The organism is Rhodococcus sp. NPDC056960 (assembly GCF_042674125.1).
Lineage (GTDB): Bacteria > Actinomycetota > Actinomycetes > Mycobacteriales > Mycobacteriaceae > Rhodococcus_F.
In genome coordinates this window covers 1-25,858 of the sequence record NZ_JBHURF010000006.1, presented here as the reverse complement: position 1 = coordinate 25,858, position 25,858 = coordinate 1, and the positions used below count along the sequence as shown (strand labels likewise).

Below are 25,858 nucleotides of genomic sequence, written 5' to 3'. Positions count from 1 at the left end.
GAAGGGAACCTGAACAATCATGGACACCCCTGCCGACGAGAGGGTACCGGCGCCGCATGCCGCTGACGGGGTACCTGCTGCGAGTTGGACTCCGCGTCTGATCATTTCGCTGATCTCGCTGTGCCTGCTCCTCGAAGTCACCGCGTCGTCCAGCGCCATGACTGCGTTCGCCATCCCCGCCATTTCGCAGCACTTCCACACGGCACAGGGCGCCTGGGCCGTGGCAGCGACCCTGCTCAGTGGTGCTGTCCTGTCGCCGCTCGTCGGCAAGCTGGCGGACATGTACGGCAAGCGCAGGCTGCTTCTGCTGGTCATGCTCGTGGCGACCGTGGGTTCCGTAGTCTCCGCGCTCGCGCCATCCTACTTTCTGTTCGTGCTGGGACGCGTCCTGCAAGGGTTGATCGGGACCACCCTCTTCCTCGTCTATTCCCTGATCCGGGACGTGTTTCCGCGCAACAAGGTTGCTGTCGCGATGAGCTTGTCGATGGCCGGGCTGAGCATCTTCACCACCGCGTCGCCCTATCTGACCGCGTGGATCCTCGAGCTCTGGGGCCTGCGCGCGATCTACTGGATGACCGCGTGCGCCCTCGTAGTCCTGGCCGGCTTCATCACGGCGAGTACCGCTGAGACGGGGGTGCGGGTGCGATCGCGGCTGGACTTCGTCGGAGCGGCACTGCTCGGAATCGGGCTGGCCGGCATCCTCATCGGGGTGACGTTCGGTCCGACGTGGGGCTGGACTGCGAAGGGAACGCTCGCGGGGTTCGTCATCGGGATCGTCGCGCTCACCGCCTGGGTGGTGTCGGCGAACAGATTCGCGGATCCGCTCGTCGATCTGCGACTGTTCCGCAAGCGCGCAGTGACCTTGACCGCCGTGACCGCGAGCTGCGGGTATGCCTGCGCACAAGCCCTCTTCGTGCTTCTGCCGATGGTATGCATGACCCCGGCGGTGCTGGGCCTGGGGTACGGCCTGGGACTCGACGGGTTCGGGTTCGCCCCGGTGCTCGCCGTCTACGGCTTCGCCAACATGGTCGGTGGCATCACCGTCGCGAAGCTGGTGAGCGGCATCCCTGCCCGCCGTTTGATGGGAGCAGGTCTGATGATCGCTGGTCTCGGTGCCCTTCTGATCACGCTGTCCCACCAGCAATTCGCTCTGCTTCTCCTGTTCAGCTTCATCGCGGGCTACGGTCAAGGCATCATTCTGGCCTCGGTGCCGAATCTGATCGTCGCCGCGGTACCCGCCGAGCAGCAAGCGTCGATCGCCGGCCTCGTGAACGTCTTCACCCTGACCGGTGCCGCCGCACTGCCCGCCGTCGCGTACGCCGTACTGAACTCGAACGCGGCGTTGGTGGCCGACGGTGAAGTCTTCTCGACGAGTACGGGCGTGACACTCGCGTTCCTCCTGCCCACCGTGGCTGCATTCTTCGGTGCGGCTCTCGCCGTGTTCGTGCCGTGGCGCCAGATTCAGCAATCACCGACACCGCCCGGTGCGGAGGAAGAGGGCGGAAGCGAGAGCGAGCTCGTCCGCGCGCAATCCTGAAACCCGTTCTCGGGTAGCGTGAAGCGCTCTCGGCTGAAACCTCTTCAACCCGAATCCGAAGTCGTCCCCGACCTGAAGCCTCTCATGACCGTAGAACTGACGCTCGACGACCTGCACGAGCGTGTCGGCCCAGTCGATGACCTACTTGGCGCGGCACCCCGAGCAGTGGGACGACATGTCCGCAGATACCGAAAATCCGGAGCCCGCCATCGAGGAGTTGCTGCGCTGGAAGGCGCCTCCCGTGCCGACCCGGACCATCATCGACGACTCGGTCGACGTCGGCGGGATCACGATCCGCAGGGGCGAGCGGGTGCATTTTCCCGTGGCTGCGGCGAACCGTGACCCGAAGTACTATCCCGACCCGGACGAGGTGCGATTCGACCGCGACGCACGGCCTCACCTTGCCTTCGGGATGGGTCCGCACCGCTGCCTCGGCGTGAACTTGGCCCGGCTGGAACTGAAGATCGCGTTCACCGAACTTCGGCGCCGCATCCCGAAGTTCGAACTGAAGTTCCCAGCCGCAGAACGAGAAACATCGCAGTGGTGAACGATGGTCGACGCCGTCCGTAACCCACCCGGCGAACCCTTCGAGCCGATCACGATCGTGCTTGCTGCGAGCCGCCCTGTCGTCACGGCCCTTGATCGAGATCTGCACGACCCGATGAACTGAGGAAGAGGACATGAAAGCATCCATCGTCGAGGAACTCGGCCGAGGGTTCACGGTGCGCGACATCGAGATCGCTGCGCCGATCGGCCGCGAAGTACTGGTCGAGGTCAAGGCGTCCGGACTGTGCCATTCGGATCACAGCATCGCGACCATGGGTCTCGGCTACGAGTTTCCCATCGTGCTCGGACACGAACTGGCCGGCGTGGTCAGCGCCGTCGGCCCCGACGTCACCGACATCCGGGTCGGCGACCACGTGGTCGCCAGCCTTCTGCAGTTCTGTGCCTCGTGCGTCAACTGCCTGTCTGGCAAGACCTATCGCTGCCTGCGTACCGACGCGACGCTGCGGGGAGCAGGCGAACCGCCGCGCCTCGGCACCGAGGCGAAGCCGATCGGCCAGATGAACGGCCTCGGCGGATTCGCGCAGCAGGCGCTGGTTCACGAAAACCAGCTCGCGGTCGTGCCCGAGGAGATGCCGTTCGCCCCAGCCGCCCTGCTGGGATGCGGTGTCTTGACCGGAGCCGGCGCCGTGCTCAACACCGCCGACGTGCAGATCGGAGAGACGGTTGTCATCATCGGCGCCGGTGGCGTCGGCATGAACGGGGTGAGCGGCGCGAGGATCGCCGGGGCCGCAACGATCATCGTCGTCGACGTGCAGGACGCCAAGCTGGAACGCGCACGCGCGTTCGGCGCGACCCACACCGTCAACTCGTCCACTACCGATCCGGTGGCCGAAGTTCTCAGGATCACCGGGCACGGCGCCGACCACGTGTTCGACTTCGTCGGAATGAGTTCCGTCACCCGGCAGGCGCTGGAGATGCTGGCCAAAGGTGGCGGTTTGTACCTCGTCGGCCTGGGTGCCAACGACGCCCGCCGCGAGATCGACAGCGTGACGATGTTGACCAGGCAGATCCACGTCCACGGTGTCTGGATGGGGTCGTCGAACCTGAAGCGAGACATTCCGCTGTACGCCTCGCTGTACCTGCAGGGACGGATGAATCTCGACGATCTGGTGTCCAAGGAGATCTCACTGCACGAAATCAACGAGGGCTACGAGGCGCTCGCGGATTCTTCTGCAGCTCGCCTGGTCATCACCGACCTGTCCTGATCCACGACTGCCGCTAGGAGGTCACGGTGGGGGGACGGGGCGGTCGTCCTTGTCGTGCGATTCCACCACCCACGCGGCGATCTGACTGCGGGACGTGAAGCCCAGTTTCGACAGGATGTGCTCGACGTGGCCCTGGGCGGTGCGGGGCGAGATCACGAGACGGTTGGCGATCGCCTGGTTGGTGAGGCCCTCGGCGACGAGGCCGGCGACCTGTCGTTCCCGTTTGGTGAGTCTCACCGGCGAACCGGCGGGGGTGGGGGAGGCCGGCGGTTGCTCGTCGAGGGCGTATGCGACCGCCGCATCGAAATCCAGGTGCTGTCCGCTCCCACGGGCTGCGGTGAATGCTCTTTCGCCGAGCGCCCGCCGCGTTTGCTGCTCGCACGTGTCGTGGTAGACGAGCATGTCCGGATACATGACGGCGACGCTGTCCACCGACCGCCCCAATTCGTCGGCTGCGCCCATCAGAACCGCCGCACGCGTCCAGTCGCGGCGTTCGCCGGCGATCCACGCCAGAGCTTCGAGGCAGGACGCGGTGATGCGGGGGCTGTGCACCCGCCGTGTGATCTGCAGCGCGTGCTCGAGCAGCCGCGCGGCACCGTCGGCATCACCCTTGCGCCACTTGACGACTGCCATGGACCACTGCGAATACGATCGAAACATCGACTCGCCACACGCCTCGGTGGTCGCGAGCAACCGCTCATTGCACTCGGTCGCGCGCTCCGCCTCACCGCGCAGCCCGTATGCGAGTGCGAGCGTGTACAGCGCACTCGTCCGCAGGGTGCGGTCCGCTTGCCTGTCGAACTCCGCGAGGGCGTCCTCGAGGAGGGGGCACGCGTGGGCGAGATCACCGCGATACAGGGCGAGGGTGCCGTCGGAGTAGGCGATGAGAGCGAGCATCAAGGGGTCGCTGGTCTGCGCGGCAACCGCGCGTCCCTCCTCCATCGACGCGACTGCGGACTCGAGGTCGCCCTGCACTTCGGCGAGGACGATGCCGGCATACAGGGCCTTGATCCGTTCGAGGGTCGGGTGACCGTCCTGCTGGGTCAGCAGGCGATCGAGCCAGCGCCGTCCCTCGTTGTAGAGACCCTGCGACGCCCAGAACAACAGGAGCGCAGCGGAAATGCGAAGTCCCGCGTTGGGGCTGTCGGACACGCTGAATTCGAGGGCCTCCCGGAGATTCGGTTGTTCCCGCTTCAGGCGGCTGATCCAGTCCAGTTGTCGGGCGCTGATCCATTCGGCCTCGGCGTCGAGTGCCAGCGCCTCGTACCAATCCCGGTGGCGGCGACGCAGTGCGAGGTCCTCGCCGGTCTGCTCCAATTTCTCGTAGCCGTATTCACGGAGGGTCTCGAGCATCCGGAACCGCACCACCGACTCGTGTTCCTCCCGGGTCAGGATCGACTTGTCGGCCAGCGACGTCAGCGTGTCGAGCAGTTCGTCCGGGCCGAGTCCGGCGCCACAGACCTGCTCTGCGGCATCGAGTTCGAAGCTACCGGCGAAGACCGCCAACCGTCCCCACACCAGTTGCTCACGGGTGGTGCACAGTTCGAAACTCCAGTCCACGGACAACCGCAGGGTCTGTTGCCGCGTCGGGGCGTTGCGGCTGCCGTGGGTCAGGAGTGTGTAGCGCACGGTCAGTCGCTGCAAAATCTGCTCGGGCGACATCGCTCGCAGCCGGGCGGCGGCCAGTTCGATGGGCAGCGGCAGCCCGTCGAGGCGGTGGCAGATCCCCGCCACCGCCGCCGCGTTGTCCTCGGTGAGCGCGAACCCGGGGACGGCGGCGGCGGCGCGGTCGGCGAACAGGGTCACCGCATCGTATTTGGGTAGACCCCGCACCGAGGGCTGCCGGCCGGGATCCGGCACGGCCAGCGGTGGGACCCGCAGCACCGTCTCCCCGCCGATGCCGAGGGGTTCGCGGCTGGTGGCCAGAATCCGCAGTGCCGGGCACACTCGCAACAGGGTGTCGGTCAGCTCCGCTACGGCGTCCACCAGGTGCTCGCAGTTGTCGAGCACCAGCAGCAGTTCCCGCGCCGCCAGATGTTCCACGAGGACCTCGCGCAGCGGCCGCGCCGAATGGTCCCGCATGCCCACGGCGGCGGCCACCGCGTCGACCAGCAGCGACTCTTCTCGCAGCTCGGCCAATTCGATCAGGCGCGCACCGTCGGCGTATTCGCGTTGCACGGTCGCCGCGACCCGCATCGCCAGCCGCGTCTTTCCGACCCCGCCGATCCCGGTCAATGTCACGAGCCGGGACCCGGCGAGCAGGTTTTTCGCCTCGGTGAGTTCGTGCCGGCGGCCCACGAAACTCGTCAGGTCCAGGGGTAGGTTCCCGGTCACGCCTCGTGGGCTGGGCGCCGTGGCACGGTGTCGACTGCCCTGCACCGCCTGCCGACCGGTTTCGTTCGCCGCCGGGTTCGCGTGCAGCGCCATCTCGTCGACAGCGAAGTCGTGGCGACGCTGAATCTGCCGCAGTTCCTCTCCGAAGTCTTCGGCGGTGGCCGGCCGCTCGTCCGGCGCGCCCGACATCGCGCGTCCGATCGCCGCGGACACGTCCTCGGGGATCCCGTGCTCGCGCAGGTCGGGGACCGGCTGCGTGGTGATCCGCAGGAACTGCGCGACCACCTGTTCTCCGGTGCGACGTTCGAACGCGGCGTGACCGGTGAGGGCGCTGAACAGGGTGGCGCCGAGGCCGTAGACGTCGGCGGCCGGGCTCGGTGGATCGCCTCGGAGCACCTCCGGCGCGGTGTAGGCCGGCGACCCGGCCACTGTCCCGGTGGCGGTGTGGAAGCCGCCGGTGATGTGCGCGATGCCGAAGTCGGTCAGCGCGGGTTCGCCGTAATCGGTGAGCAGGATGTTCGCGGGTTTGATGTCCCGGTGCAGGATTCCGAGCCGGTGCGCCGTCTCCACGGCGCCGGCGATCTTGACCCCCAGGTGCAGTGCCTCGGTCAACGGCAACGGCCCGCGACGGCGGATCTGTGCGTCGAGGGAATCCTGCGGGTGATACGGCATCACGATGTAGGGGAGACCGCTGTCAGTGGCCCCGACCTGCAGAATGTTGACGATATTGGGGTGCCCTGTCAGCCTGCCCATCGCCCGTTGTTCCCGGAAGAATCGGGCTCTGTTCTCCTCGTCGATCTCGGTGGTGAGCACCTTCACCGCCACCGTGCGATCGAGGTTCGCCTGGGTGCAGCGGTAGACGACACCGAAGCCGCCGCGCCCGATTTCCTCTGCGCCGGTAAATCCGGTGGCGTTCAGCTCTTCGGTGACGGAGCCGGCCCGGTGTCGCTGGGTATCGAGCGGATCGTTTTGGCCCATCGGACGTCACACTCGGTTCGTCACGCGGTAGTTCTCGCGTGCGGGGCTCCGACGGCACGACCACTGGAGATACACGGTGCACACACCTCTCGACGGCGTTCACTCAGGATATCTGTCGGGGGTCGTCCCCGGTAACCTGCTGAATGGAAACGATCGTTTTGATCATTCGGCCGCGCCTCGGTAGCAATTTTGCAGGAAGAGGGGTTGCGCGTCGTCTGCAAGTGGGAATTCGTTTCCACCACTAAGGCGCCTAGAATCCAGGTATGTCCAGAGAAGATCAGATCCTCAGTGCGGCGACCCGACTGTTCTCCGGGCGGAGTTTCGACGGAGTGGGCGTCGATGCCATCGCCGCGGCTGCCGGCATCACCGGTTCGGCCGTCTACCGCCACTTCTCCAGTAAGGACGAGGTGCTTGCCGCGCTCTTCGACCGTCTCCTCGACGCGCTGCTGATCCGGATCGGGGAACCGATCGACTCTCCGGAAGACGAACTGGAACGCCTGATCGCCGCGCATGTCGAGTTCTCGATCGGAAATCCGGAGCTCACCACGATCTGGAACCGTGAGCAGGCGACGCTGTCGCAGGTCTACCGAGCGAACATCATGAGGCGTCAGAAGATGTACATCGACCGCTGGATTCGAGCTCTCGACGCGAACTATCCCGGCCATGCGAGGGAAGAACTCGCGGCGGCGGTGCGTGCGGTGCACGGCCTGATCTCGTCGGATACCTCCCGCAGGGAAGGGGCCAAGCGTCCGTCGGATATCGCCGGCATGCTTCATCACATGGCCAGAGCATCACTGACGGCGTTGGCCGGCGATCGCGCTGTCGACGCTGTGAAGGGTGCTTGAGGAACTCGGTGGTGGCAGGCAGAGGTCCGGCCGCCGGATGCAACGAGTGCATCACCGGCGGCCGGGACGGACGGGTCAACCGCTTCGGTCAGCGGAAGTCCATCCAGTGTCCGTGCGGGGTCCAGCCCATCAGGAACGGAATCTCGATCCGCGCGACCGGGCCGGCGGTGATGTCGTAGGTATCGAAGATCAGATACTCACCCCGCCGCTCCGCCCACCACGACACCGGCACGATGATGAACCCATCCCCCTCCGGTGAGGTCGGGGTCCGCGGCGCGAACGTCGCCTCCAACACCGCCGCCGCCTCCGTCGACCGAATCTGATACACCTGCTCCGCCATCGTCTTCACATTCGTCACGACCAGGCTGTTCATCGACATCCCGTTACGCTTGACCACCCCACCGACCTGGAAACCGAACGTGTACCCCTTGCCGTAGAACCGCTCGTCGACCTTCGGCAACTCCGACGGCCGATCCGAGAGCTGCTCCGTCTTCGCCGCCCCGGTCTTCAGATCGATCGTCCACCGACCCAGAAAACTCCGCGACACCGAGAAGAACAACGCCACATCCTCCCCCTCCGCGAAATCCTCCGCGAACGGAAACGGCGGCCGGTTGAAGATCGGCGCATCCAACATCAACAGATCACCCTCGACATTCGCCGACAAGGTGTGCATCACATACTCCGCCGGCAGATCCGTGGTGATCCACCGCACCTGCCCCTGCAGATCATGCCGCGGAATCAACGCGATCACGATCGGCAACGACGCATCCCACCCCCAGATCCCCAACTTGCGCTCGGTGATCTGCTTCCGATCCGCCGTGAACGGCTGAAACGGCATCACAATCCACTCCGGCGTCAACCAAATATCATGCGCCACCGTGTTATACGGGGCATCCTCGAGATCCCGCGACTCCACCACCCCATCCGGATGCACGATATGGATCGTCACGAACGGCGCCTCGTCCCGCCAATTCCACCCATACAACGTCCCGGTGTCGTGATCCCACTTCGGATGCGCCGTGAACGAGGCATCCCCGAACGACGACTTCGCGTGCAAACCCGCCGACAACTTACTCGACCACGGCACCACCCCCCGCGTCTGCAGGGTGATCGGATCCAACGCGATCGGCGGCCCACCCTGCTCACCCGACGCCAACACCTCCCCCGCGAACGGGAAAATATTGATGTTGTTCGTCCCCTGCGGAACCCCCGCCGTGAACTCGTCACGCACGACATCGCCGTACGCGTGATCACGCCAATCCCCGAACCCCCCGTCGGTCCACTCGAACAACCCCCGCCCCGCCCGCTCCTCCGCCACGAACTTCGGCGTCCGAATCCACCGATTCCGAAAATCCGCCCGACCATTGTCCAAAACCAGACCCTGCACCATCCCGTCCATACTGATCAACGGGGTCGTACCCTGCTTCGACGGACGACGCCACGTCGGACCCGACCGATAGAAACCACCCGACAACTCCCGCGGAATCTCCCCCGACGTCACAATGCACTCCTCGACCGTCGCCTCGAAACGCATCGGCTGAAACGGCCCCCGCAACGAATTGCCCTTGGGAAGTGGGTAGCCCATATCTCTCGTCTCCCGGTGGTGAAAGTTCGCACCACGGAGTCCCGCGGTGGATCACCAAAGTAACACGATCGACGATTGCGAGTAAACGAACGTTCTCAAAAGGTTTGGGAACCTTCGATGGTCTCGCGGAGCTGCACCTCAACTCTCTTCGGGCGGCAACTTACCGCATGAAGGTGCCACGACTGGGCTGGATTCGTGTGGATCTGGTGCCGGTCCGGAACCGGTGCTACCGTCGGCCGGTAAACGAACGTTCTTGGTCTCGGGAATGCGCTCGGTCCGGCCGGGCCGGAAATCCGCGACCGTTTCGCACTGGTGCGAAGAAGGGAGAACAAGTGGCGAACGCTATGCCCGTAATGAGCCTGGTCCCGTCGGAGGATGAGACCGCGCTCCGTCAGGTCGTCGCCGATCTGGCCAAGAAATTCGACCATGACTACTTCATGGAGAAGACACGCCAGGGACTGCCGGTCGACGAACTCTGGAACGAGCTCGCCGCACTCGGATTCCTGGGGGTCAGCCTGCCGGAAGAGTACGGGGGTGGTGGCGGAGGGCTCTGGCAGCTGGCGATCGTCGCCGAGGAGTTGGCCGCGGCGGGATGCCCGCTCCAGTTGCTCGTCTACTCGCAGTCGATCGGTGGCAGCATCCTCGCCAAGCACGGCACGGACGAGCAGAAGGAAAGGTGGCTGCGGGGCCTCGCCACCGGGAAACTCAAGTTCTCGTTTGCGCTCACCGAGTCGGAGGCGGGATCGAACTCGCAGGGGGTATCGACCTCGGCCCGCGTCGTCGACGGCAAATACGTGCTGTCGGGCACGAAGACGTTCATCTCCGGCGTCGAGGGTGCCGATGCCATTCTGGTCGTGGCCAGGACCGGGACCGACGAGAAGACCGGCAAGGGGCAACTGTCGCTCTTCATCGTCGACAGCGATGCGCCCGGGCTCACCCGGCAGCTGGTTCCGACCGCACTGGAGGCGCCGGACAAGCAGTGGACGTTGTTCTTCGACGACGTGACGCTCGAGGCCGACCGGCTGGTCGGTGAGTTGCACCGGGGTTTCCGCGCCGTGTTCGACGGTCTCAATCCCGAGCGGGTGCTCGGTGCCGCGTTCTGTGTGGGGATCGGTCGCTACGCGCTGGACAAGGCAACCCGGTACGTCAACGAGCGTGAGGTGTGGGGTGTGCCGATCGGCAAACATCAGGGCGTCGCGCACCCGCTCGCCGCGGCAAAGGTCGAGTTGGAGTCGGCCCGCTTGATGATGGAGAAGGCTGCCAGGCTCTACGACGCCGGATTGTCGGCGGGGGAGACCGCGAACATGGCGAAGTACCTCGCCGGCGAGGCCGGAGTTCACTGCCTCGACAGTGCCATTCAGGTGCACGGCGGAAACGGCTTCGCGCTCGAGTACGGATTGACCGACATGTGGTGGCTGGCGCGTCTGATCCAGGTTGCTCCCGTGTCGCGGGAGATGGTCCTGAACTTCGTCGCCGAACACTCGCTGGGGCTCCCGAAGTCCTACTGACAACGGTGTTTCCGGGCGAATGTGACGTCCGTGCCCAGGCGCGGTTCCGGTGAATCAGATCACAGAAATTGCTTGACCGAGGGATATGAGCAACGTACTCTCAAAATTAACCCCGAATCCCTTACGCGTTTCGTCGAGGGGGTTCGGCCATTCTGCCGAACGACATTTCGCGAGCCCCTCGGAAAGGGCAGACGCGGAGAATTCGAGCTTCCAACTGCTTTCGGCGCGCAAGGCCGCCCCCTATTCCTATCTGTCGAAGACTGGAGTGACTTGAAGATGGACAACAGCGGAGTACGCCCACGAGGCCCACTGGCGGGCCTGCGAGTGGTCGAGCTCGCAGGGATCGGCCCGGCGCCCTTCTGCGCGATGCTCTTGGCCGACCTGGGCGCGGAGGTCCTCCGGGTGCAGCGCCCGCGGAAGGCGAAGGCGGGGCCCGTCGACCCGCCGCCGCTCGACTTGATCGAGCGGAACAGGACCGTGTGGGAACTCGACCTCAAGGACCCGGCGGCCCGAACCGACCTGATCGCGGTCATCGAGCAGGCCGACGTCGTGATCGAGGGCTTCCGCCCGGGAACCGCGGAGCGACTCGGCCTCGGTCCGGAAGAGATGCGGGAGCGCAATCCGAAGCTCGTGTACGGACGGATGACGGGATGGGGGCAGGACGGACCGCTCGCCCAGACCGCGGGACACGACATCAACTACATCGGGTTGACGGGAGCCCTCGACCTGATCGGGGAGTCGGGTTCGGCCCCGCTCCCGCCGCTGAATTACGTGGGCGACTACGGCGGTGGCGGCATGCTCCTGGCAATGGGACTGCTCGCGGCCGTGTGGGAGGCATCCCGATCGGGCGTGGGGCAGGTCGTCGACGCGGCGATGGTGGACGGGGCGACCGTCCTGTCCACGCTCTACTTCAGCCTGAGCAATGCCGGGCGATGGCGCGCCGAACGTGGAAGCAACATACTCGACGGCGGAGCACCGTTCTACCGCACGTACCAGACGGCCGACGGCAAGTACATGGCGCTCGGGGCCCTCGAACAGCCCTTCTACGACGAGTTCGCCGCCGTGGCCGGTATCGAGAGCATGAGCGAGGCGGAGCGCCTCGACCCGGTGAACTGGAACGCCCTCGCCGGTGAACTGTCGGCGCTCTTCCTGACCCGGACCCGTCGAGAGTGGACGGAGCTGTTTCAAGACACGAACGCCTGCTGCACACCTGTTCTGGGCCTCTCGGAGGCCGCGGAGCATGAGCACATCAAGGCGCGGTCGACGATCCTCTCGGTTGACGGTGTGGCGCAACCGGCGCCGGCGCCGCGGTTCAGTAAGACACCGCCCGGCACGCCGTCGAGTCCAGCAGAGTACGGCGACTGGCGAGAGCTGACCGCGTCGTGGGGTGCCCCGATCGGCAGCACGGACCAGCGCGCGGCGCAGCCTGTCACCATCTGACCAGAAGGAGCTCTCACACGTGGGAATACTGAATAATCAGGCAGTCGTGATCACCGGTGCGGGAGGGGGGCTCGGTCGGAGCTATGCCCTCGCGGCGGCTGCCGCGGGCGCGGCCGTGGTGGTCAACGACATCGACCGGGACCGGGCGCACGGCGTCGTCGCCGAGATCCGCGCGTCGGGCGGCAGGGCCGAGCCGTACGTCGGGTCGATCGCGAACTGGGACGAGGCAGCGGCGATCGTCGGGCAGTGCGTCGAGTGCTTCGGCGCCATCGACGCGCTGGTCAACAACGCCGCCATCATGCACATGGGCGACGTGCTCGCGGACACCGAAGCCGATTACCGCGCGCTGGTCGAGACGAATCTACTGGGCTCGGCTTTCGTCGGGCTCCACGCCGCGCGAGCCATGGTCGGGTCGGGCGGCGGCAGGATCGTCAACGTCACCTCGACCGCGCATCTCGGCCGATCCGGCACGAGCGCGTACGCGGCGACGAAGGGCGCGGTGTCGTCCCTCACGTACGGATGGGCCGTGGATCTGCAGGGCCACGGGATCAAGGTCAATGCGATCGCGCCGAGCGCACGAACCCCGATGCTGGAGGCCAATCCCATTGCGGGTATCGACTACTCGACACTTCCGTCGCCCGACGAGATCGCACCGCTGGCGGTCTACCTGATGAGCGACCGCGTCGCATTCACCGGTCGAGTGCTGCGCCTCGAGAAGCGCGATCTCAAGGTGATGAACCTGCCCAGCTTCCCCGAGCGCGGTGTCGGCCGGGATACGTGGACAGCCGAGGACGTGGCCGAGGTACTCGAGCAGCACCTGGGTGAGCGCGCTACCGAGGTCTGACAATCCGCGCCTATCTCATGTCGAGCCAACCGATTTCGGGGATTGCCGAAAGGACCAGCCATGACCATGCCGGCGGACAGGCAGAAGGCCCTCTACGCGGGTACACTGCCCGAGGCATTTCAGCTCACGCTTCGACAGCGCCCTGACGAGGTCGCGTTCCACGCGACCGACGAAATCCCCGCTATGAGCTGGGCGCAGTATGCGGAACAGGTGCGAACGGCTGCGGCGGTGCTGGCGGGTCTGGGGTTGCGCCGCGGCGACACCATCGCGCTGCTCTTCACTTCGAGGCGAGAATTCCACTTCGTCGACTCGGCCGCCCTCCATCTGGGAATCACCAGCTTCTCGCTCTACAACAGTGCCTCGCTCGAGGCCATGCGCTTCGTTCTGAACAACTCCGGTACCCGGGCGGTGTTCACGGAGGCGGCGTTCGCCGAGCGTGCGGCCGAACTGGGCGCCATCGTCGACAGGGTCGTCGTCATGTCCTCGGAGCCGCACGACCTGACCGACTGGGACACCCTGGCGGGCGAGGCCGACGCCGATTTCGATCTGGAAGCGGCCGCGGCAGCCGTCTCGCCCGACGACGTCGCGACCCTGGTGTACACGGCCGGCACGACGGGCGACCCGAAGGGCGTCGAGCTGACCCACGCGAATATCACGTTCGCCATGCGGACCTTCGTCGAACGGATGGAGATCCCACAGGGAGCCAACCAGCTGTCGTTCCTGCCGATGGCGCACGCGATGGCGAGAATGATGGACCACTACGTCGCGATGATGCTGGGATTCAGCGTCAGTATCTGCGCCGACCCGGCCCGGATTTTCGCCGACCTCAAGGACGTGCGTCCTAGTTTCTTCGCATCGACGCCGCGAGTCTGGGAGAAACTGCGCACCGACATCGACAATGCGGTGGCAAGTGTGGCGGAGGAGGAGCGCAGGAGAGAGATCAGGCGCGTCATCGAGTTGGGGATCGCGCGGGTCCGCGCGGAGCAGAAAGCGTTCGAGGCCGGCCTCGAACGCCCCGACTTCGACTTCACGCCGGACGAAGCGGAACTACTACGGAATCTCCGACGACAGGTCGGGCTCGACCGTATCTCGGCGTCGATCGTTGGCGGCGCGCCGGTCGACTCCGAGATGGTCGAATACTTCCACGCCCTCGGTGTGCCGATGGGGGAGGCTTTCGGCATGACCGAGTCGTCGGCGGTCTGCGCGGCCAACCCGCCGTCGCGGGTCCGGTTCGGCACGGTCGGCCCGGCGCTGGACGGGGTGACCGTCCGCCTCGCGCAGGACGGCGAGCTCTTTCTCAAGGGTCCCAACGTGATGCGTGGCTACCGCGGCATGCCCGAACGCACCGCGGAGGCGATCGACCGGGACGGTTGGCTGCACACGGGGGATGTCGCACGGGTCGACGGCGACGGTTACCTGCGCATCGTCGACCGCAAGAAGGACATCATCATCAACGCCGCCGGCAAGAACATGTCGCCGACGCTGATCCAGAGTGCGCTCGCGCGGGCCACCGGTCTCGTCAACCACGTCGTGGTGATAGGTGACCGTCGCCCCTACAACGTCGCGCTCGTGGTGCTCGACGCGAACGAGGTGCTTCGGTTCGCCCGGGCACACGGCGTCGAGGCGGACGATGCGTCCGAACTCCTGGACCACCCGATCGTCAAGGCCGAGCTGGACGATGCGGTGGCACGTGCGAATTCGGGATTGTCCCGCCCCGAGCAGATCAAGAATTACCGCGTCCTCGAGGGCGACTGGGTGCCGGGCCGGGACGAGCTCACGCCGACCATGAAGCTCAAACGGGCCTCGATCGTGAGCAAGTACGCCGCGATCATCGACGAGATGTACGAGACGGCAGAACGCTGAGTCGATGCAGGGGTCAGGACGACAGATTGCGCGACCGACTGTCGCGGAGCACGCCACGGTCTATGCAGACGACTTCGAAGCCGGGCAGCGGATCCCGCTGGGATGCCGATTCGTCAGCGAAGAGGAGATCGTCGAGTTCGCACGCAAATGGGATCCGTTCCCGTTCCATCTGGACCGCGATGCGGCGGCGAAGTCCGAGTTCGGTGGTCTGGTGGCCAGCGGGTTGCACGTGCTGGCCATCCTTCAGGTCCTCGAATTCGAGGCCGTGCTCCATCGCACGGCGATGGTCGCGGGCCTCGGCTTCGACGAGATGAGACTGCACGCCCCCGCGTACGCGGGGGACACGCTGACCGGCAGCATGGTGATCCGCACGGTGCGCATGCGCGCCGACGGACGCGCCGTCGTCACCTGGCAGGGACTGCTCGATCGAGGCCACACACGCGTGCTGTCCATGGAAGGGGCCGCGATGATCCGGCAGCGGCCGACGTCCCCCGAGGTCCGGGACGACGCCGGAAGGATCGGAGTGAGATGAGTGTGAGCGTTGTGGACGGTGTCCCCGACTCGATCGTGGTGGAGCAGTCCGACGGGATCTGCGTCGTACGCCTCAACCGGCCACGGGTGGGTAATGCCATCAGCGCCGAGATGTTCGAACGGCTCGGAGACGTGTTCTCGGAGATCGACGCCGATGACCGCATCCGCGTCGCCGTCCTGACGGGTACCGGAGATCGCGCGTTCTGTGCGGGCGCCGACCTCGAGGAGTTCATTCCCACGCTGACCGGCGGCAATCTGGGCGCGGTGATCCCCGATCCGAGCAAACGAATATTCTCCGACGTCTACACGCCGATCATCGCCGCGGTCAACGGTGCCTGCATCGCGGGCGGCATGGAACTGTTGCTGGGGACGGACATTCGCCTCGCCGCCGAGCACGCGACGTTCGCGACCCCCGAGACACGGCTCGCGCTGGTCGGAGCGGGCGGCACCGTGTCGCGGCTCGCGCGCCAGGTGCCGTGGGCCGTCGCCATGGAGATGCTCCTCACGGGGGCTCCCCTCGACGCCCACCGGGCGCGCGAGGTGGGACTGGTGAATCGTGTCGTTCCGGCCGCCGATCTGGTGGACGAGGCGTTGCGGATCGCTGAGCTCATCTGCGCGGCCGGACCGTTGGCGACACGAGCGACGAAGGAGATCGTCGTCAAGGGGGCCGCGATGGAATCGCCATTCGGTATCGAGGCCGAGCTCGCCGGGCGTGTCTTCGGTACCGAGGACGCGCTCGAGGGACCGCGGTCGTTCGTCGAGCGGCGTGCTCCACGGTTCACCGGTCGGTAGGGGCAAGTACGGTCGGGGTCGACGGCTGGGCGGACATGGCCGGGTAGTCGGTGTATCCCACGTCGAAATGTCCGGTGGGGCTGGTGTAGTAGGTGGACCGGACCGGTGCGTTCAGGGGCGCACCGGTCTCGAAGCGCTTCGGAAGGTCGGGGTTCGCGATGAAGGTTCCTCCGAAGCTCACCGCGTCTGCGGCCCCCGACTGGAGTAGTTCCTCGGCGGAGTGCTGGTCGAAGCCGCCGTTGGCCACGACGACGCCGTCGTAGTTGCGGCGAATCAGGTTGATCGGATCGATGCCGTCCTCGGAGTGCCGGCCCCGGTAGTCCGATACCTCGATGAAGGCCAACCCCATGGCACTCAGTCGTTGGGAGACATAGGTGTAGAGGGCGGTGCTGTCCTCGTCGTGGACGTCGTTGAAGTAGAAGCCGGGTGATAGTTTCACCGCGATGCGTTCGGCGCCCACTCGTTCGGCGGCTCCTTCGATGCACTCCAGCAGGAACCGCGACCGGTTTTCGATCGAGCCTCCGTAGGAGTCCGTGCGCAGATTGGTACCCGACGAGAGGAATTGCATGGGCAGGTATCCGCCGGCGGCGTGGATCTCGACTCCGTCGAATCCTGCTCGAATTGCTCGCGTCGTGGCGTCCACGAAGCATCCGATTTCTCGAGCTACTCCGGTGCCGTCCAGCGCATCTGGAGTCGGGAAGGGCCGGTCGTGGCGTGGGCACCTGATCGAGTATCCCCGGAACCCGGGATCGGGCTGTACGGCAGAAGGCGCCACCGGGGTGACCGCTCCCGGAAGCAGTTCCGGAAACGAAATGCGCCCGACGTGCATGAGCTGGGCAAAGATTCGGCCGCCGGCCCGGTGCACGGCATCGGCTATGGGTTCCCATCCACGTTCGTGCGCGTCCGAGTACATCGCCGGCTGGTTGAGTTCCCCCCGTCCGAGTGGGGACGGATTGATGCCTTCGGTGATGATGACTCCCGCGCTCGCGCGTTGCGCGTAGTACTCCGCCATTATCGGCGTCGGGACTTGGTCGAGGTCGGCGCGGAGCCGGGTGCACGGTGCCATGAAAACTCGGTTGGCTGCATCGACTTTGCCGACGCGCAGTGGACTGAGCAACTTCATGGTCACGATCTATACTCCTGACGTCATTCCACCATGTTATGAGAAAGTATGAATCAAAAATAGCTGTAGGTGCAAGGTCGGTTGCTTGGCCGTGATCCGTCCCCGGAGCCCGTGGTGGCAGCTGCAGCGCGGATAGTCGGCGAATTCGAACGCTTGCGCAGCTGTTCCCGCGCGAACGCTGTCATTTGGCCGCGTTTCCGGACGCCTCGCCCAAGTGACAGCAGTGGCGGTGACCATCGTTCGGTCCCCGTTGTCCATTCTGTGAAGGAGTACCAGATGCGCGCAGGTCTTTCGCGCGACCCGGAGAAGGCTGATTCTGGAGCCTTCGCCGTCGTCGGCTTTCTCATCGTCATGGAGTTCGGCAGTGGGCTGCTCCAGGGCTGGTATCCGCCTCTTCTCGCTAGTATCGGAGAGGCGCACGATGTTTCGGCGGCCGCTCTGAACTGGGTCAATGTGATATTCCTGTTGACGTCGGTAGCTTTTGTCCCGATCATTGCCAAACTCGGCGACATCTACGGGCACCGTCGGATGCTGGTAGTCGCAGCAGCCTTGGTCGCTGTCGGCTCGCTGTTTGTCGCGTTGGCTCCGACGTTCGGATTGCTCCTGGCAGGCCGCGTGCTCCAGGCGCCGTTGATCGCGTTCCTTCCTCTCGAATTCGCCATCGTGCGTGATCGCGATCAAGAGACAGCCGGCCGGAATATTGCCTACCTGGTCGGCTCCCTCACTGCGGGAGTTCTTGTCGGAGGTCTGGTATCCGGAGCGATGATGACGACCCTCGAGAACCTCACTCTCGTTCTTCTCGTTCCGGCCGTCATGATGCTCGTGTGCGTTCCGACCGCACGCTTCCTCGTCCGCGAGACCGTTGCGCGGAGTCGAGCGACGGTCGACTGGAAGGGCGCGATTCTGTTGGCGTCCGGTTTGCTGGCACTCCTCAGTGGCGTGTCGAACGGCAACAGTCTCGGCTGGTCCGACCCCCTGATCGTGATGCTGATCGTGGGAGGAACGGTTGTACTCGTCGTCTGGGTTCTGGTCGAGCGTCGCGTCACCGATCCGCTCGTCGACTTCGCGGTCATGGCTCGGGGACGCCTCGTGCTGCCCGTGGTGATCGCCGCTCTGATCGGAGCACAGATTTTCGGATCCCAGGCGCCGACTGCGCTGTTCATGCGATCCGACCCGGACGTCTACGGGTTCGGTCTCGGTGTCAGCGCTTCCTTTGCCGGCACGCTGCTGGCCGTCAACGCCGCAGGCGCATTTCTCGGTTCCACGCTCAGCGACCGGACTGCACGTGCGAGCGCCCGGCATCATGCCATCGCGCTGGGCGCGGTCTTGACCGCCTGCGCCTACACACTGATGATCGTCGTCCCCGCGAGCGCTCCAGTCTTTGCCGTGTACCTGTTCCTTCAGGGTTTCGGCATCGGAATCCTCGTCGGACTCGTGCCGGCCGTCATCGTCGATCGTGCTCCATCGGATTCCGTCGGAATTGCATCAGGGATTTACAACACCTCCCGCACCGGAGCCGGTTCGATCGCCGGGGCGATCTTCGCCTTGGTGATGTCGTCGATGCTGACCACGGTCGATGTCGGTGGCGTCGACAAGACCGTCTCGTCGCTGGGTTCCTACCACGCCGTCTGGGCCACGTGTGCCGCAATCTGTGTAGCCATCGCGGTACTGGCGTTGTTCCTGAATACAGATCACCGCCGTCGCGACGTCGACACCTCTGAAACGGATGTGCGCGACTCCGTCGGACTGTGACGTCGCAGTCGCCGGAGCCCCTCATTTCGGGCATGTAAGGTTCATGTCTGCGGAATCGAAGGACACACTATGCAGGATTACGAGCCGGATGACGTCGATTTTGCCCTGATGCACGCACTGCAGATCGAGCCTCGGGCAACGTGGAAATCCCTCGCCGGAATTCTGGGAGTCGATCCCGTGGCCTTGTCGCGACGGTTCCGTCGGCTCCATGAGGCGGGCCTCATCTGGATCACCGGTTATGCGGCAGCACTTTCGGGTCACATCGCGCTGGTCGAAGTGGAATGCCGACCGGGAAGAGCAGCGCTCACCGCACAGATACTCGCCGAAGACCCGTTGGTGTCCAGCATCGATCTCACTGCGGGAGGTCGCGACCTTCTGCTGACCGTGATCGCCCAGAACTCGGGCGAAGCCTCCCGATTCCTGCTCCACCGGCTCGGTGAGTACCCGGATATTCGACGAGCCCGGACGCACCTCATCACCGAAGTTCTCTTCGAAGCGGGGAACTGGAGGCTCCGGACCTTGGCACCCGCACAGGTCGACCAGGTGCCGAGGTCGCGCCCTCCGCGTCCACGCGCTGCAAGAACCGTCGCTCCGGAGCTCAAACGAGTGATCCACCACGAACTGAGCATCGACGGCCGAGCATCGACCACCGCGATCGCGGAGTTGGCGGGCGTCAGCAACCAGCGGGTGGTCGACGCAATCGCGACGATGCGGCGTGACGGTTCCCTCGGGCTGCGTACCGATATCGCCCGCACCTACTCGGAGTGGCCTGTCTACGCCTGGTACTTCATGCAGGTTCCCGCCACTCTCGTGGAGCGGCTCAGGACGTCTCTGGGACGTATCGAGGAAGTGCGGTTAGCCGTACTCGTAGCCAGCGAATACAACCTGATCCTGTCCGTCTGGTTGCGCACGCTGAATGACGTCCACCGGTTCGAGCTGCTCTTCGAAAAGCTCTTGCCAGGGGCGCGAGTGGCGGACCGGTCCGTGGTCATGCAGATCAGCAAGCACGTCGGTCACATCCTCGACGATCAAGGCCGTGCGACAGGCCCCGTGGTGCCCATGGTGCCGCCGACCAGGGCCTGACGAGTCACTATCCTGCGCATGCTGACGGCTGGATCGGTACCCGCTACGGCCGGTTTCCGGACATGACGGCGCCTGCCCGCACGCTTTCCTGACATATTCGCCACCGAGTTTCTACTCCCGCCAGAGTACGAGCACGCCACCGTTTCCGGCCGCAGATACTGCCGCGGATCCGGGCGGCCACGACCCACGACGATGGAGCTGGAATGATCACCACAGCAAACACATCCGCAGAAGCCGCGGTCCGGTCCAACCTCGACCACATGGAGAAGTACGAGCCGGAGATCACCTCGCTGATCACAATTCGTCAGGAAGAGTCGATTGCCGAGGCACGTCGACTCGACGAGCAGGTCGAGAACGGCTTCTGGCCCGGTCCGCTGTACGGAATGACTCTCACGGTCAAGGACAACTTCGATGTGGCGGGTACGCCGACGACCAACGGAACATCGTTTGCATACGCCCACAGCGCATCCGAAGACTGTTTCGTCATCGACCGAGTGAAGGAGGCGGGCGCTGTCGTCGTGGCGAAGGCGAACCAGTCGGAGTACTGCCAGTCGGTGACGAACCAGAACATTCACCACGGTTCGTGCCGGAATCCGTGGGGTCTGGACCGCATCGCGGGCGGATCGAGCGGGGGTTCTGCCGCCGGCGTTGCTGCGGGGATGGCAACGGCATCGATCGGGAGCGATTCCGGCGGATCGATCCGGATCCCGGCGAGCCTGAACGGGCTCGTCGGCCTGCGACCGTCGGCGGGCCGCCTCTCCAACCGACGTACCGCATCGACCCGCGTGGCGACCTTCACCGTCGGGGGGCCGCTCGCACGGACGGCCGTCGACGCTGCCCGGTTGTTCCACGCCATGGACGCGTACGACCCGGCCGATGTGACGTCGGTCCGGCGACGTCGTGACCACACCCTCGGTCACGGTCGTGTAGGACTCGAGGGTCTCCGGATCGGCGTCCCGAAGAACTACTTCATGGACGATGTGGACAGTGAGATCCTGGCGGCAGTCAACACGGCCATCGGTACCCTCAGTGACCTCGGTGCACACATCCGAGAGGTGCACGTGCCGGGTGCCGAACAATGCCGAACTCACTTCTATCCGATGGTGACGGCGAACTTCTTCGCGCTCTACGGCGACTATCTCGACCGACCGGTCGAGGATCTCGACCCCGAAGTTGTGATGTCACTCGAACACGGCCGTTCGGTCACCGCGACCCAATTCGCCGAGGCTGCAATGTACCGGCAGCTGTTCGTTCGCAACCTCGAGGAATTCTTCGACGAAGTCGACGTATTCGTGAGCCCGACCGTGCCGATCGCAACGCCTCGTCTCGGCAAGCTCGAGCACTCCGAAATGATGGACGTGTCACGCACCAATTTCGTCCAGCCGTTCGCCGGGATTCCGGGGATTTCGATTCCGTGTGGATTCCGCTCGGACGGTATGCCGATCGGGCTGCAGATGACAGCGGGATACTGGATGGACACCGTCTTGTTGAATGCGGCCATCGCCTTCCAGAATGCCACCAGGTTCCATACTCACCGGCCGCCGCTCGTGAGGTGACGGAATCCGGATTCGACTGTCCGAATCGAACTCGGCGAGTCGAATCCGGAGGCTCATCACAGCCGAGGCGGCGGCGCGGGCGTACCGTCGATGTCATGACCGATGACGATCAGGTTGCGCCGTGGGATGACATCTACCGAGGCAAGGCGGAGGATTTTTCGGGACAGGTGCCGTGGAACATCGGTGAGCCGCAGCCCGAGATTGCCGAGCTGATAGCGGAGGGCAAGTTTCGCAGCGACGTGCTGGATGCGGGGTGCGGGCACGCCGAGACGTCGCTGCACCTGGCGGCTCAGGGGTACACGGTGGTCGGTCTGGACTTGTCGCCGACGGCCATCGCGGCGGCCGAGGCGGCCGCGGCCGATCGCGGGTTGACGACGGCCACGTATCAGGTGGCGGACATCTGTTCGTTCACGGGATTCGACGGCCGATTCGCCACCATCGTCGACAGCACCCTGTTCCATTCGCTTCCCGTGGACCGGCGGCGCGACTACCTGCGCGCCGTCGCCCGGGCGGCCGCTCCCGGCGCGTCCTACTACATCCTGGTGTTCGCGAAGGGCGCCTTCCCGGAGGGGGAGGGACCGAATCCGGTGACCGAAGACGAGCTACGCGAGGCCGTGGCCGAGTTCTGGTCCGTCGACGACATTCGCCCGGCATTCATCCATGCCCTGCTCGGCCCGGAGCAGGCCGCGAACTGGCAGCAGGACGACAAGGGCAGGACGATGCTGCCCGCATGGTTGCTGTCGGCCCACCTCGGCTAGATGTGTTGTGGGGCCGCCTCTTTGCGTCCCACGAGATGGAAGGGGCGGCTGAGCTGGCGGTAGGGGTCTCGTCTGCCGGCCTCGAGTTCGACGGCGGCGATCGTCGCGACCTGCTGTTCATCGGCCGGGTCGAGTTCGGTTCCGCTGAAGTCGAGCCAGTCGGTGAACAGCCAGACCCCGTACCACTGCAGTGGCGTCACACCCCCGTTCTGCAGGAGAGCGCTCAGGTGCTCGACGGTGTCGGCGCGAGTCGCTACGCCCAGCACCCCGATCTCGCCGGTGGCGTCGAACGCCGCGAGGGCGTCTTCCCACCGCCGTTCCAGCGCCGGGCGCACCGCCAGCGTCCTGGCGTTGCCCGTCATGATCGAGACGACGCCACCCGGGGCGGCGCATCGGCACATCTGGTCGACCAGCGGTTCCGGCTGCTCGAGGTACCCGAGCACCCCGTGGCACAACACGGCGTCGAACCGTCGACCGTCGACTGCCGTGACGGCGTTCTCGCCGTCGGCCCGGACGAGCGTCACCCGGCGCCGGGTCTCCTCGGGTAGCCGCTGGAGTCGCTGTTGCGCCTTGTCCAGCATCGCCGGCGACGGGTCCAGCAGGGTCACGTCGTAGCCGGCGTGGGCCAGCGGAAACGATTGATGGCCCGCACCGCCGCCGATATCCAGCACCGTGGCGGGTGGTGCCGGTAAGTGCTCGAGCAATTGCCGGTGCAACACGTATGTGCGCACGCGGCCCTTCACCGAGGCATACGCCTCATCCGCGAAGAGGTCGGCCAAACCGGCCCAGCTGTCATCGCTCACCACACCACGATAGGACTGCGTGATTCCGGTTCCGGGTAGCCCCGCGGCCGGGGTGAGGCCGCGGGCTGACGGCCGCGTCAACTCCCGGGTCTGGGAGTGTCACGGTGGTCACACCGCACGCCGGGCGGCGGCCTCGGGCGGCGCAGGGAAAGTACGGCGCTGACCTGCGCCGCGGCGTATCGGCCGGGAACATTGATAGCTCCATCCAATCTATGGAATAGGTCTCATAGATTGGACCTATTCCAGACAGCTGGATAGCCTCGTCGGTATCGCCTTCCCGTCTCCACCGAATAGAGGTTTTCTTTCAATGGCCCTGGTCAACCAGCAGATCAAGCCCTTCGCCGCGAATGCGTTCAAGGACGGCGCGTTCACCACCGTGTCCGCGGACGACGTTGCGGGCAAGTGGGCGATCTTCTTCTTCTACCCGGCCGACTTCACCTTCGTCTGCCCGACGGAACTCGGCGACCTCGCCGACCACTACGAGGAGCTGCAGCGTCTCGGCGTCGAGGTCTTCTCGGTGTCGACCGACACCCACTTCACGCACAAGGCGTGGCACGGATCGTCCGACACCATCGGCAAGATCAAGTACGCGATGATCGGTGACCCGACCCAGGAGATCAGCCGGAACTTCGAGATCCTCCGCGAGAACGAGGGATTGGCCGACCGCGGCACCTTCCTCGTCGACCCCGACGGTGTCATCCAGTTCACCGAGGTCACCGCGGAAGGCATCGGGCGCAACGCCGCCGAGCTGGTGCGCAAGGTCAAGGCCGCCCAGTACGTCCGGTCGCACCCGGGCGAGGTCTGCCCGGCCAAGTGGGAAGAGGGCGAAGAGACCCTCGCTCCGTCGCTGGATCTCGTCGGCAAGATCTGACGCAGCCCAGTCGTTCCGTCGGCACGGGCCCAGGTCTTCTGGGCCCGTGCCCTCGGTTCCCGGTGCTCAGCTCCCGTGGGGGCAATCGGTGTCGCACCAACACTTTCCGGACCTGCCCAGGTACTCCGGTTCCCGATCCCCTGTCCTCCCGATCGATGGAGTAGATCCGCATGCTTGAAGCCTCGCTCGCCGGCCAACTGAAGTCCCTGCTCGAAAGGCTGACCTTGCCGATCGAGCTCGTGTCCTCGCTCGATGACGGACCCAAGTCGGCCGAACTCGCCGAACTGCTCACCGAGATCGCGGCGATGTCGGACAAGGTCACCTACGAACGCCGAGACGACGACGCGCGACGCCCGTCGTTCGCCGTCCGCCGCAGCGGCACCGACATCGCGGTCCGCTTCGCCGGCATCCCGCTCGGTCACGAATTCACGTCGCTCGCACTGGCTTTGCTCCAGGTCGGCGGTCACCCGTCGAAGGAGTCCGCCGAGCTGCTCGAGCAGGTCCGCGACCTCGACGGTGACTTCCACTTCGAGACCTACTTCTCGCTGTCGTGCCAGAACTGCCCGGACGTCGTGCAGGCCCTGAATCTGATGTGCGTGCTCAATCCGCGCATCAGCCACGTCGCGATCGACGGCGCCCTGTTCCAGGACGAGGTCGACGGCCGCCAGATCATGGCCGTGCCGACGGTCTTCCTGAACGGCGAGCTCTTCGGTTCCGGCCGGATGAGCCTCGAGGAGATCATCGGCAAGCTCGACGTCGGCGCCGCCGAGCGTGCGGCCGCCGCGATCGGCGAGAAGGATCCCTTCGACGTGCTCGTGGTCGGAGGCGGCCCGTCCGGTGCCGCGGCCGCGGTCTACGCCGCGCGCAAGGGAATTCGCACCGGCATCGCCGCGGAACGCTTCGGCGGGCAGGTGCTCGATACCATGGCGATCGAGAACTTCATCTCCGTCCCGTACACCGAGGGCCCCCAGTTCGGGTCCGCGCTCGAGAATCACGTCCGCCAGTACGGCGTCGACATCATGAACACCCAGCGGGCCGCGAAGCTCGTGCCGGCTGCCACCGAGAACGGTCTCGTCGAGATCGAACTGGGCAGCGGCGCTTCCCTTCTCGCGCGTACCGTGATCCTGTCCACGGGTGCACGGTGGCGCTCGATGAACGTGCCCGGCGAGGACGCGTACCGGAACAAGGGTGTGACCTACTGCCCGCACTGTGACGGTCCGCTGTTCAAGGGCAAGCGCGTCGCCGTGATCGGCGGCGGCAACTCCGGCGTCGAGGCGGCCATCGATCTCGCGGGAATCGTCGACCACGTCACGCTCATCGAGTTCGACTCGGTGCTCCGGGCCGACGAGGTGCTGCAGCGCAAGCTGCGCAGCCTCCCGAACGCGGACATCCTGCTGAACACCCTCACGACCGAGGTCCTCGGAGACGGCAACAAGGTCACCGGTCTGGCCTACCAGGACCGCTCGACCGACACCGCGCACACGCTCGACCTCGCGGGTGTCTTCGTCCAGATCGGTCTGCTCCCCAACACGGAGTGGCTGGACGGGACGGTCGAGTTGTCCGCTCGCGGCGAGATCGTCATCGACGACCGCGGTCAGACGTCGGTACCCGGCGTGTTCGCCGCCGGTGACTGCACCACCGTCCCGTACAAGCAGATCGTGATCGCCGCCGGCGCCGGAGCGACGGCAGCCCTGAGTGCGTTCGATCGGCTCATCCGGACGAGCGCGCCGGCCGAGAGCGCTGCCGCTGCAACGGTCGGATAGCTCGGCGAGCCGTGCCCGCATGGCGGGACGGATTCGGGGCGTTCATCCTGGCTCCCAACCTGGAAGAGTTGCGCACGCAGAATCCGGATCTCGACATAGAGATCGTGACCGCCACCAGGC

20 protein-coding genes are annotated in these 25,858 nt (G+C 65.5%); 16 read left to right on the top strand and 4 right to left on the bottom strand.

The features are described from left to right. Positions 1-19: 19 nt before the first annotated feature. The 3 genes from ACFTWF_RS10825 (at position 20) to ACFTWF_RS10815 (ending at position 3,309) form a co-directional block, all read left to right on the top strand. Complete coding sequence (locus ACFTWF_RS10825) at positions 20-1,537, top strand: MFS transporter (protein ID WP_378461194.1); 1,518 nt, start codon at positions 20-22, stop codon at positions 1,535-1,537. Between the two features lie 136 nt (positions 1,538-1,673). Then, positions 1,674-2,084 (top strand): cytochrome P450, encoded by a 411-nt coding sequence (locus ACFTWF_RS10820; RefSeq protein WP_378461193.1) that lies wholly within the window; start codon positions 1,674-1,676, stop codon positions 2,082-2,084. A 133-nt stretch (positions 2,085-2,217) separates the two neighbouring features. Then, positions 2,218-3,309, top strand: coding sequence for a zinc-binding dehydrogenase (locus tag ACFTWF_RS10815; RefSeq protein ID WP_378461192.1), 1,092 nt, complete (start codon positions 2,218-2,220; stop codon positions 3,307-3,309). A gap of 21 nt (positions 3,310-3,330) precedes the next feature. On the opposite strand, the gene ACFTWF_RS10810 is transcribed toward ACFTWF_RS10815, so the two are convergent. Beyond that, positions 3,331-6,621, bottom strand: a complete 3,291-nt coding sequence (locus ACFTWF_RS10810) for a protein kinase (protein ID WP_378461191.1) — start codon at positions 6,619-6,621, stop codon at positions 3,331-3,333. A gap of 263 nt (positions 6,622-6,884) precedes the next feature. On the opposite strand from ACFTWF_RS10810, the gene ACFTWF_RS10805 reads away from it, so the two are divergent. After that, positions 6,885-7,466: a TetR/AcrR family transcriptional regulator gene (locus ACFTWF_RS10805; protein ID WP_378461190.1), complete on the top strand. Its 582-nt coding sequence runs from the start codon at positions 6,885-6,887 to the stop codon at positions 7,464-7,466. 88 nt (positions 7,467-7,554) lie between these two features. Here ACFTWF_RS10805 and ACFTWF_RS10800 read toward each other — a convergent pair whose 3' ends face one another. Beyond that, a complete protein-coding gene (locus ACFTWF_RS10800) occupies positions 7,555-9,051 on the bottom strand; it encodes a carotenoid oxygenase family protein (RefSeq protein WP_378461189.1) in 1,497 nt (498 codons plus the stop codon). A gap of 353 nt (positions 9,052-9,404) precedes the next feature. On the opposite strand from ACFTWF_RS10800, the gene ACFTWF_RS10795 reads away from it, so the two are divergent. The 6 genes from ACFTWF_RS10795 to ACFTWF_RS10770 all read left to right on the top strand — a co-directional run bounded on the left by ACFTWF_RS10795 (position 9,405) and on the right by ACFTWF_RS10770 (position 16,029). Next, positions 9,405-10,559 (top strand): acyl-CoA dehydrogenase family protein, encoded by a 1,155-nt coding sequence (locus ACFTWF_RS10795; RefSeq protein WP_378461489.1) that lies wholly within the window; start codon positions 9,405-9,407, stop codon positions 10,557-10,559. A 276-nt stretch (positions 10,560-10,835) separates the two neighbouring features. Next, positions 10,836-11,999, top strand: coding sequence for a CaiB/BaiF CoA transferase family protein (locus ACFTWF_RS10790; protein ID WP_378461188.1), 1,164 nt, complete (start codon positions 10,836-10,838; stop codon positions 11,997-11,999). Between the two features lie 19 nt (positions 12,000-12,018). Then, complete coding sequence (locus ACFTWF_RS10785) at positions 12,019-12,843, top strand: SDR family NAD(P)-dependent oxidoreductase (RefSeq protein WP_378461187.1); 825 nt, start codon at positions 12,019-12,021, stop codon at positions 12,841-12,843. A 60-nt stretch (positions 12,844-12,903) separates the two neighbouring features. Continuing rightward, on the top strand, positions 12,904-14,706 hold the full coding sequence (locus tag ACFTWF_RS10780) for an AMP-dependent synthetase/ligase (RefSeq protein ID WP_378461186.1): 1,803 nt from the start codon (positions 12,904-12,906) through the stop codon (positions 14,704-14,706). A gap of 4 nt (positions 14,707-14,710) precedes the next feature. Continuing rightward, positions 14,711-15,238: a MaoC/PaaZ C-terminal domain-containing protein gene (locus ACFTWF_RS10775; protein ID WP_378461185.1), complete on the top strand. Its 528-nt coding sequence runs from the start codon at positions 14,711-14,713 to the stop codon at positions 15,236-15,238. Beyond that, the gene (locus tag ACFTWF_RS10770) at positions 15,235-16,029 is read left to right on the top strand and encodes an enoyl-CoA hydratase/isomerase family protein (RefSeq protein ID WP_378461184.1); all 795 of its coding nucleotides are present in this window, start codon (positions 15,235-15,237) and stop codon (positions 16,027-16,029) included. The genes ACFTWF_RS10775 and ACFTWF_RS10770 overlap by 4 nt, the downstream gene beginning before the upstream one ends. On the opposite strand, the gene ACFTWF_RS10765 is transcribed toward ACFTWF_RS10770, so the two are convergent. Next, a complete protein-coding gene (locus ACFTWF_RS10765; protein WP_378461488.1) occupies positions 16,016-17,152 on the bottom strand; it encodes an alkene reductase in 1,137 nt (378 codons plus the stop codon). The two genes, ACFTWF_RS10770 and ACFTWF_RS10765, sit on opposite strands and share 14 nt — an antisense overlap. A gap of 276 nt (positions 17,153-17,428) precedes the next feature. Here ACFTWF_RS10765 and ACFTWF_RS10760 point away from each other — a divergent pair, with 276 nt between their 5' ends. From ACFTWF_RS10760 to ACFTWF_RS10745, 4 genes are all read left to right on the top strand, one after another. Next, the gene (locus ACFTWF_RS10760; RefSeq protein WP_378461183.1) at positions 17,429-18,904 is read left to right on the top strand and encodes an MFS transporter; all 1,476 of its coding nucleotides are present in this window, start codon (positions 17,429-17,431) and stop codon (positions 18,902-18,904) included. Between the two features lie 69 nt (positions 18,905-18,973). Then, complete coding sequence (locus tag ACFTWF_RS10755) at positions 18,974-19,987, top strand: Lrp/AsnC family transcriptional regulator (RefSeq protein WP_378461182.1); 1,014 nt, start codon at positions 18,974-18,976, stop codon at positions 19,985-19,987. A 203-nt stretch (positions 19,988-20,190) separates the two neighbouring features. Beyond that, the gene (locus ACFTWF_RS10750) at positions 20,191-21,543 is read left to right on the top strand and encodes an amidase (RefSeq protein WP_378461181.1); all 1,353 of its coding nucleotides are present in this window, start codon (positions 20,191-20,193) and stop codon (positions 21,541-21,543) included. A 95-nt stretch (positions 21,544-21,638) separates the two neighbouring features. After that, complete coding sequence (locus ACFTWF_RS10745) at positions 21,639-22,301, top strand: class I SAM-dependent methyltransferase (protein ID WP_378461180.1); 663 nt, start codon at positions 21,639-21,641, stop codon at positions 22,299-22,301. Here the strand turns inward: ACFTWF_RS10745 and ACFTWF_RS10740 are convergent. Then, positions 22,298-23,104 carry a class I SAM-dependent methyltransferase gene (locus tag ACFTWF_RS10740; protein ID WP_378461179.1) on the bottom strand — a complete coding sequence of 269 codons (807 nt, stop codon included), beginning with the start codon at positions 23,102-23,104 and terminating at the stop codon, positions 22,298-22,300. The two genes, ACFTWF_RS10745 and ACFTWF_RS10740, sit on opposite strands and share 4 nt — an antisense overlap. A 307-nt stretch (positions 23,105-23,411) precedes the next feature. Between ACFTWF_RS10740 and ahpC the strand changes: the two genes are divergently transcribed. Together ahpC and ahpF are read left to right on the top strand one after the other, a co-directional pair. Next, positions 23,412-23,975 carry an alkyl hydroperoxide reductase subunit C gene (gene ahpC, locus ACFTWF_RS10735; protein WP_185726099.1) on the top strand — a complete coding sequence of 188 codons (564 nt, stop codon included), beginning with the start codon at positions 23,412-23,414 and terminating at the stop codon, positions 23,973-23,975. Positions 23,976-24,145: 170 nt separating this feature from the next. Beyond that, positions 24,146-25,738 carry an alkyl hydroperoxide reductase subunit F gene (gene ahpF, locus ACFTWF_RS10730; RefSeq protein WP_378461178.1) on the top strand — a complete coding sequence of 531 codons (1,593 nt, stop codon included), beginning with the start codon at positions 24,146-24,148 and terminating at the stop codon, positions 25,736-25,738. The last annotated feature ends 120 nt before the right edge of the window (positions 25,739-25,858 follow it).

Bases quoted from the DNA above. Each gene is read 5' to 3' on its own strand.
- ACFTWF_RS10825 (WP_378461194.1), top strand. From the start codon at position 20: ATGGACACCCCTGCCGACGAGAGGGTACCGGCGCCGCATGCCGCTGAC.
- ACFTWF_RS10790 (WP_378461188.1), top strand. From the start codon at position 10,836: ATGGACAACAGCGGAGTACGCCCACGAGGCCCACTGGCGGGCCTGCGA.
- ahpF (WP_378461178.1), top strand. From the start codon at position 24,146: ATGCTTGAAGCCTCGCTCGCCGGCCAACTGAAGTCCCTGCTCGAAAGG.
- ACFTWF_RS10745 (WP_378461180.1), top strand. From the start codon at position 21,639: ATGACCGATGACGATCAGGTTGCGCCGTGGGATGACATCTACCGAGGC.
- ACFTWF_RS10805 (WP_378461190.1), top strand. From the start codon at position 6,885: ATGTCCAGAGAAGATCAGATCCTCAGTGCGGCGACCCGACTGTTCTCC.
- ACFTWF_RS10775 (WP_378461185.1), top strand. From the start codon at position 14,711: ATGCAGGGGTCAGGACGACAGATTGCGCGACCGACTGTCGCGGAGCAC.
- ACFTWF_RS10750 (WP_378461181.1), top strand. From the start codon at position 20,191: ATGATCACCACAGCAAACACATCCGCAGAAGCCGCGGTCCGGTCCAAC.
- ACFTWF_RS10815 (WP_378461192.1), top strand. From the start codon at position 2,218: ATGAAAGCATCCATCGTCGAGGAACTCGGCCGAGGGTTCACGGTGCGC.
- ACFTWF_RS10755 (WP_378461182.1), top strand. From the start codon at position 18,974: ATGCAGGATTACGAGCCGGATGACGTCGATTTTGCCCTGATGCACGCA.
- ACFTWF_RS10765 (WP_378461488.1), bottom strand. From the start codon at position 17,152: ATGAAGTTGCTCAGTCCACTGCGCGTCGGCAAAGTCGATGCAGCCAAC.
- ACFTWF_RS10820 (WP_378461193.1), top strand. From the start codon at position 1,674: ATGACCTACTTGGCGCGGCACCCCGAGCAGTGGGACGACATGTCCGCA.
- ACFTWF_RS10770 (WP_378461184.1), top strand. From the start codon at position 15,235: ATGAGTGTGAGCGTTGTGGACGGTGTCCCCGACTCGATCGTGGTGGAG.
- ahpC (WP_185726099.1), top strand. From the start codon at position 23,412: ATGGCCCTGGTCAACCAGCAGATCAAGCCCTTCGCCGCGAATGCGTTC.
- ACFTWF_RS10760 (WP_378461183.1), top strand. From the start codon at position 17,429: ATGCGCGCAGGTCTTTCGCGCGACCCGGAGAAGGCTGATTCTGGAGCC.
- ACFTWF_RS10780 (WP_378461186.1), top strand. From the start codon at position 12,904: ATGACCATGCCGGCGGACAGGCAGAAGGCCCTCTACGCGGGTACACTG.
- ACFTWF_RS10810 (WP_378461191.1), bottom strand. From the start codon at position 6,621: ATGGGCCAAAACGATCCGCTCGATACCCAGCGACACCGGGCCGGCTCC.
- ACFTWF_RS10800 (WP_378461189.1), bottom strand. From the start codon at position 9,051: ATGGGCTACCCACTTCCCAAGGGCAATTCGTTGCGGGGGCCGTTTCAG.
- ACFTWF_RS10795 (WP_378461489.1), top strand. From the start codon at position 9,405: ATGAGCCTGGTCCCGTCGGAGGATGAGACCGCGCTCCGTCAGGTCGTC.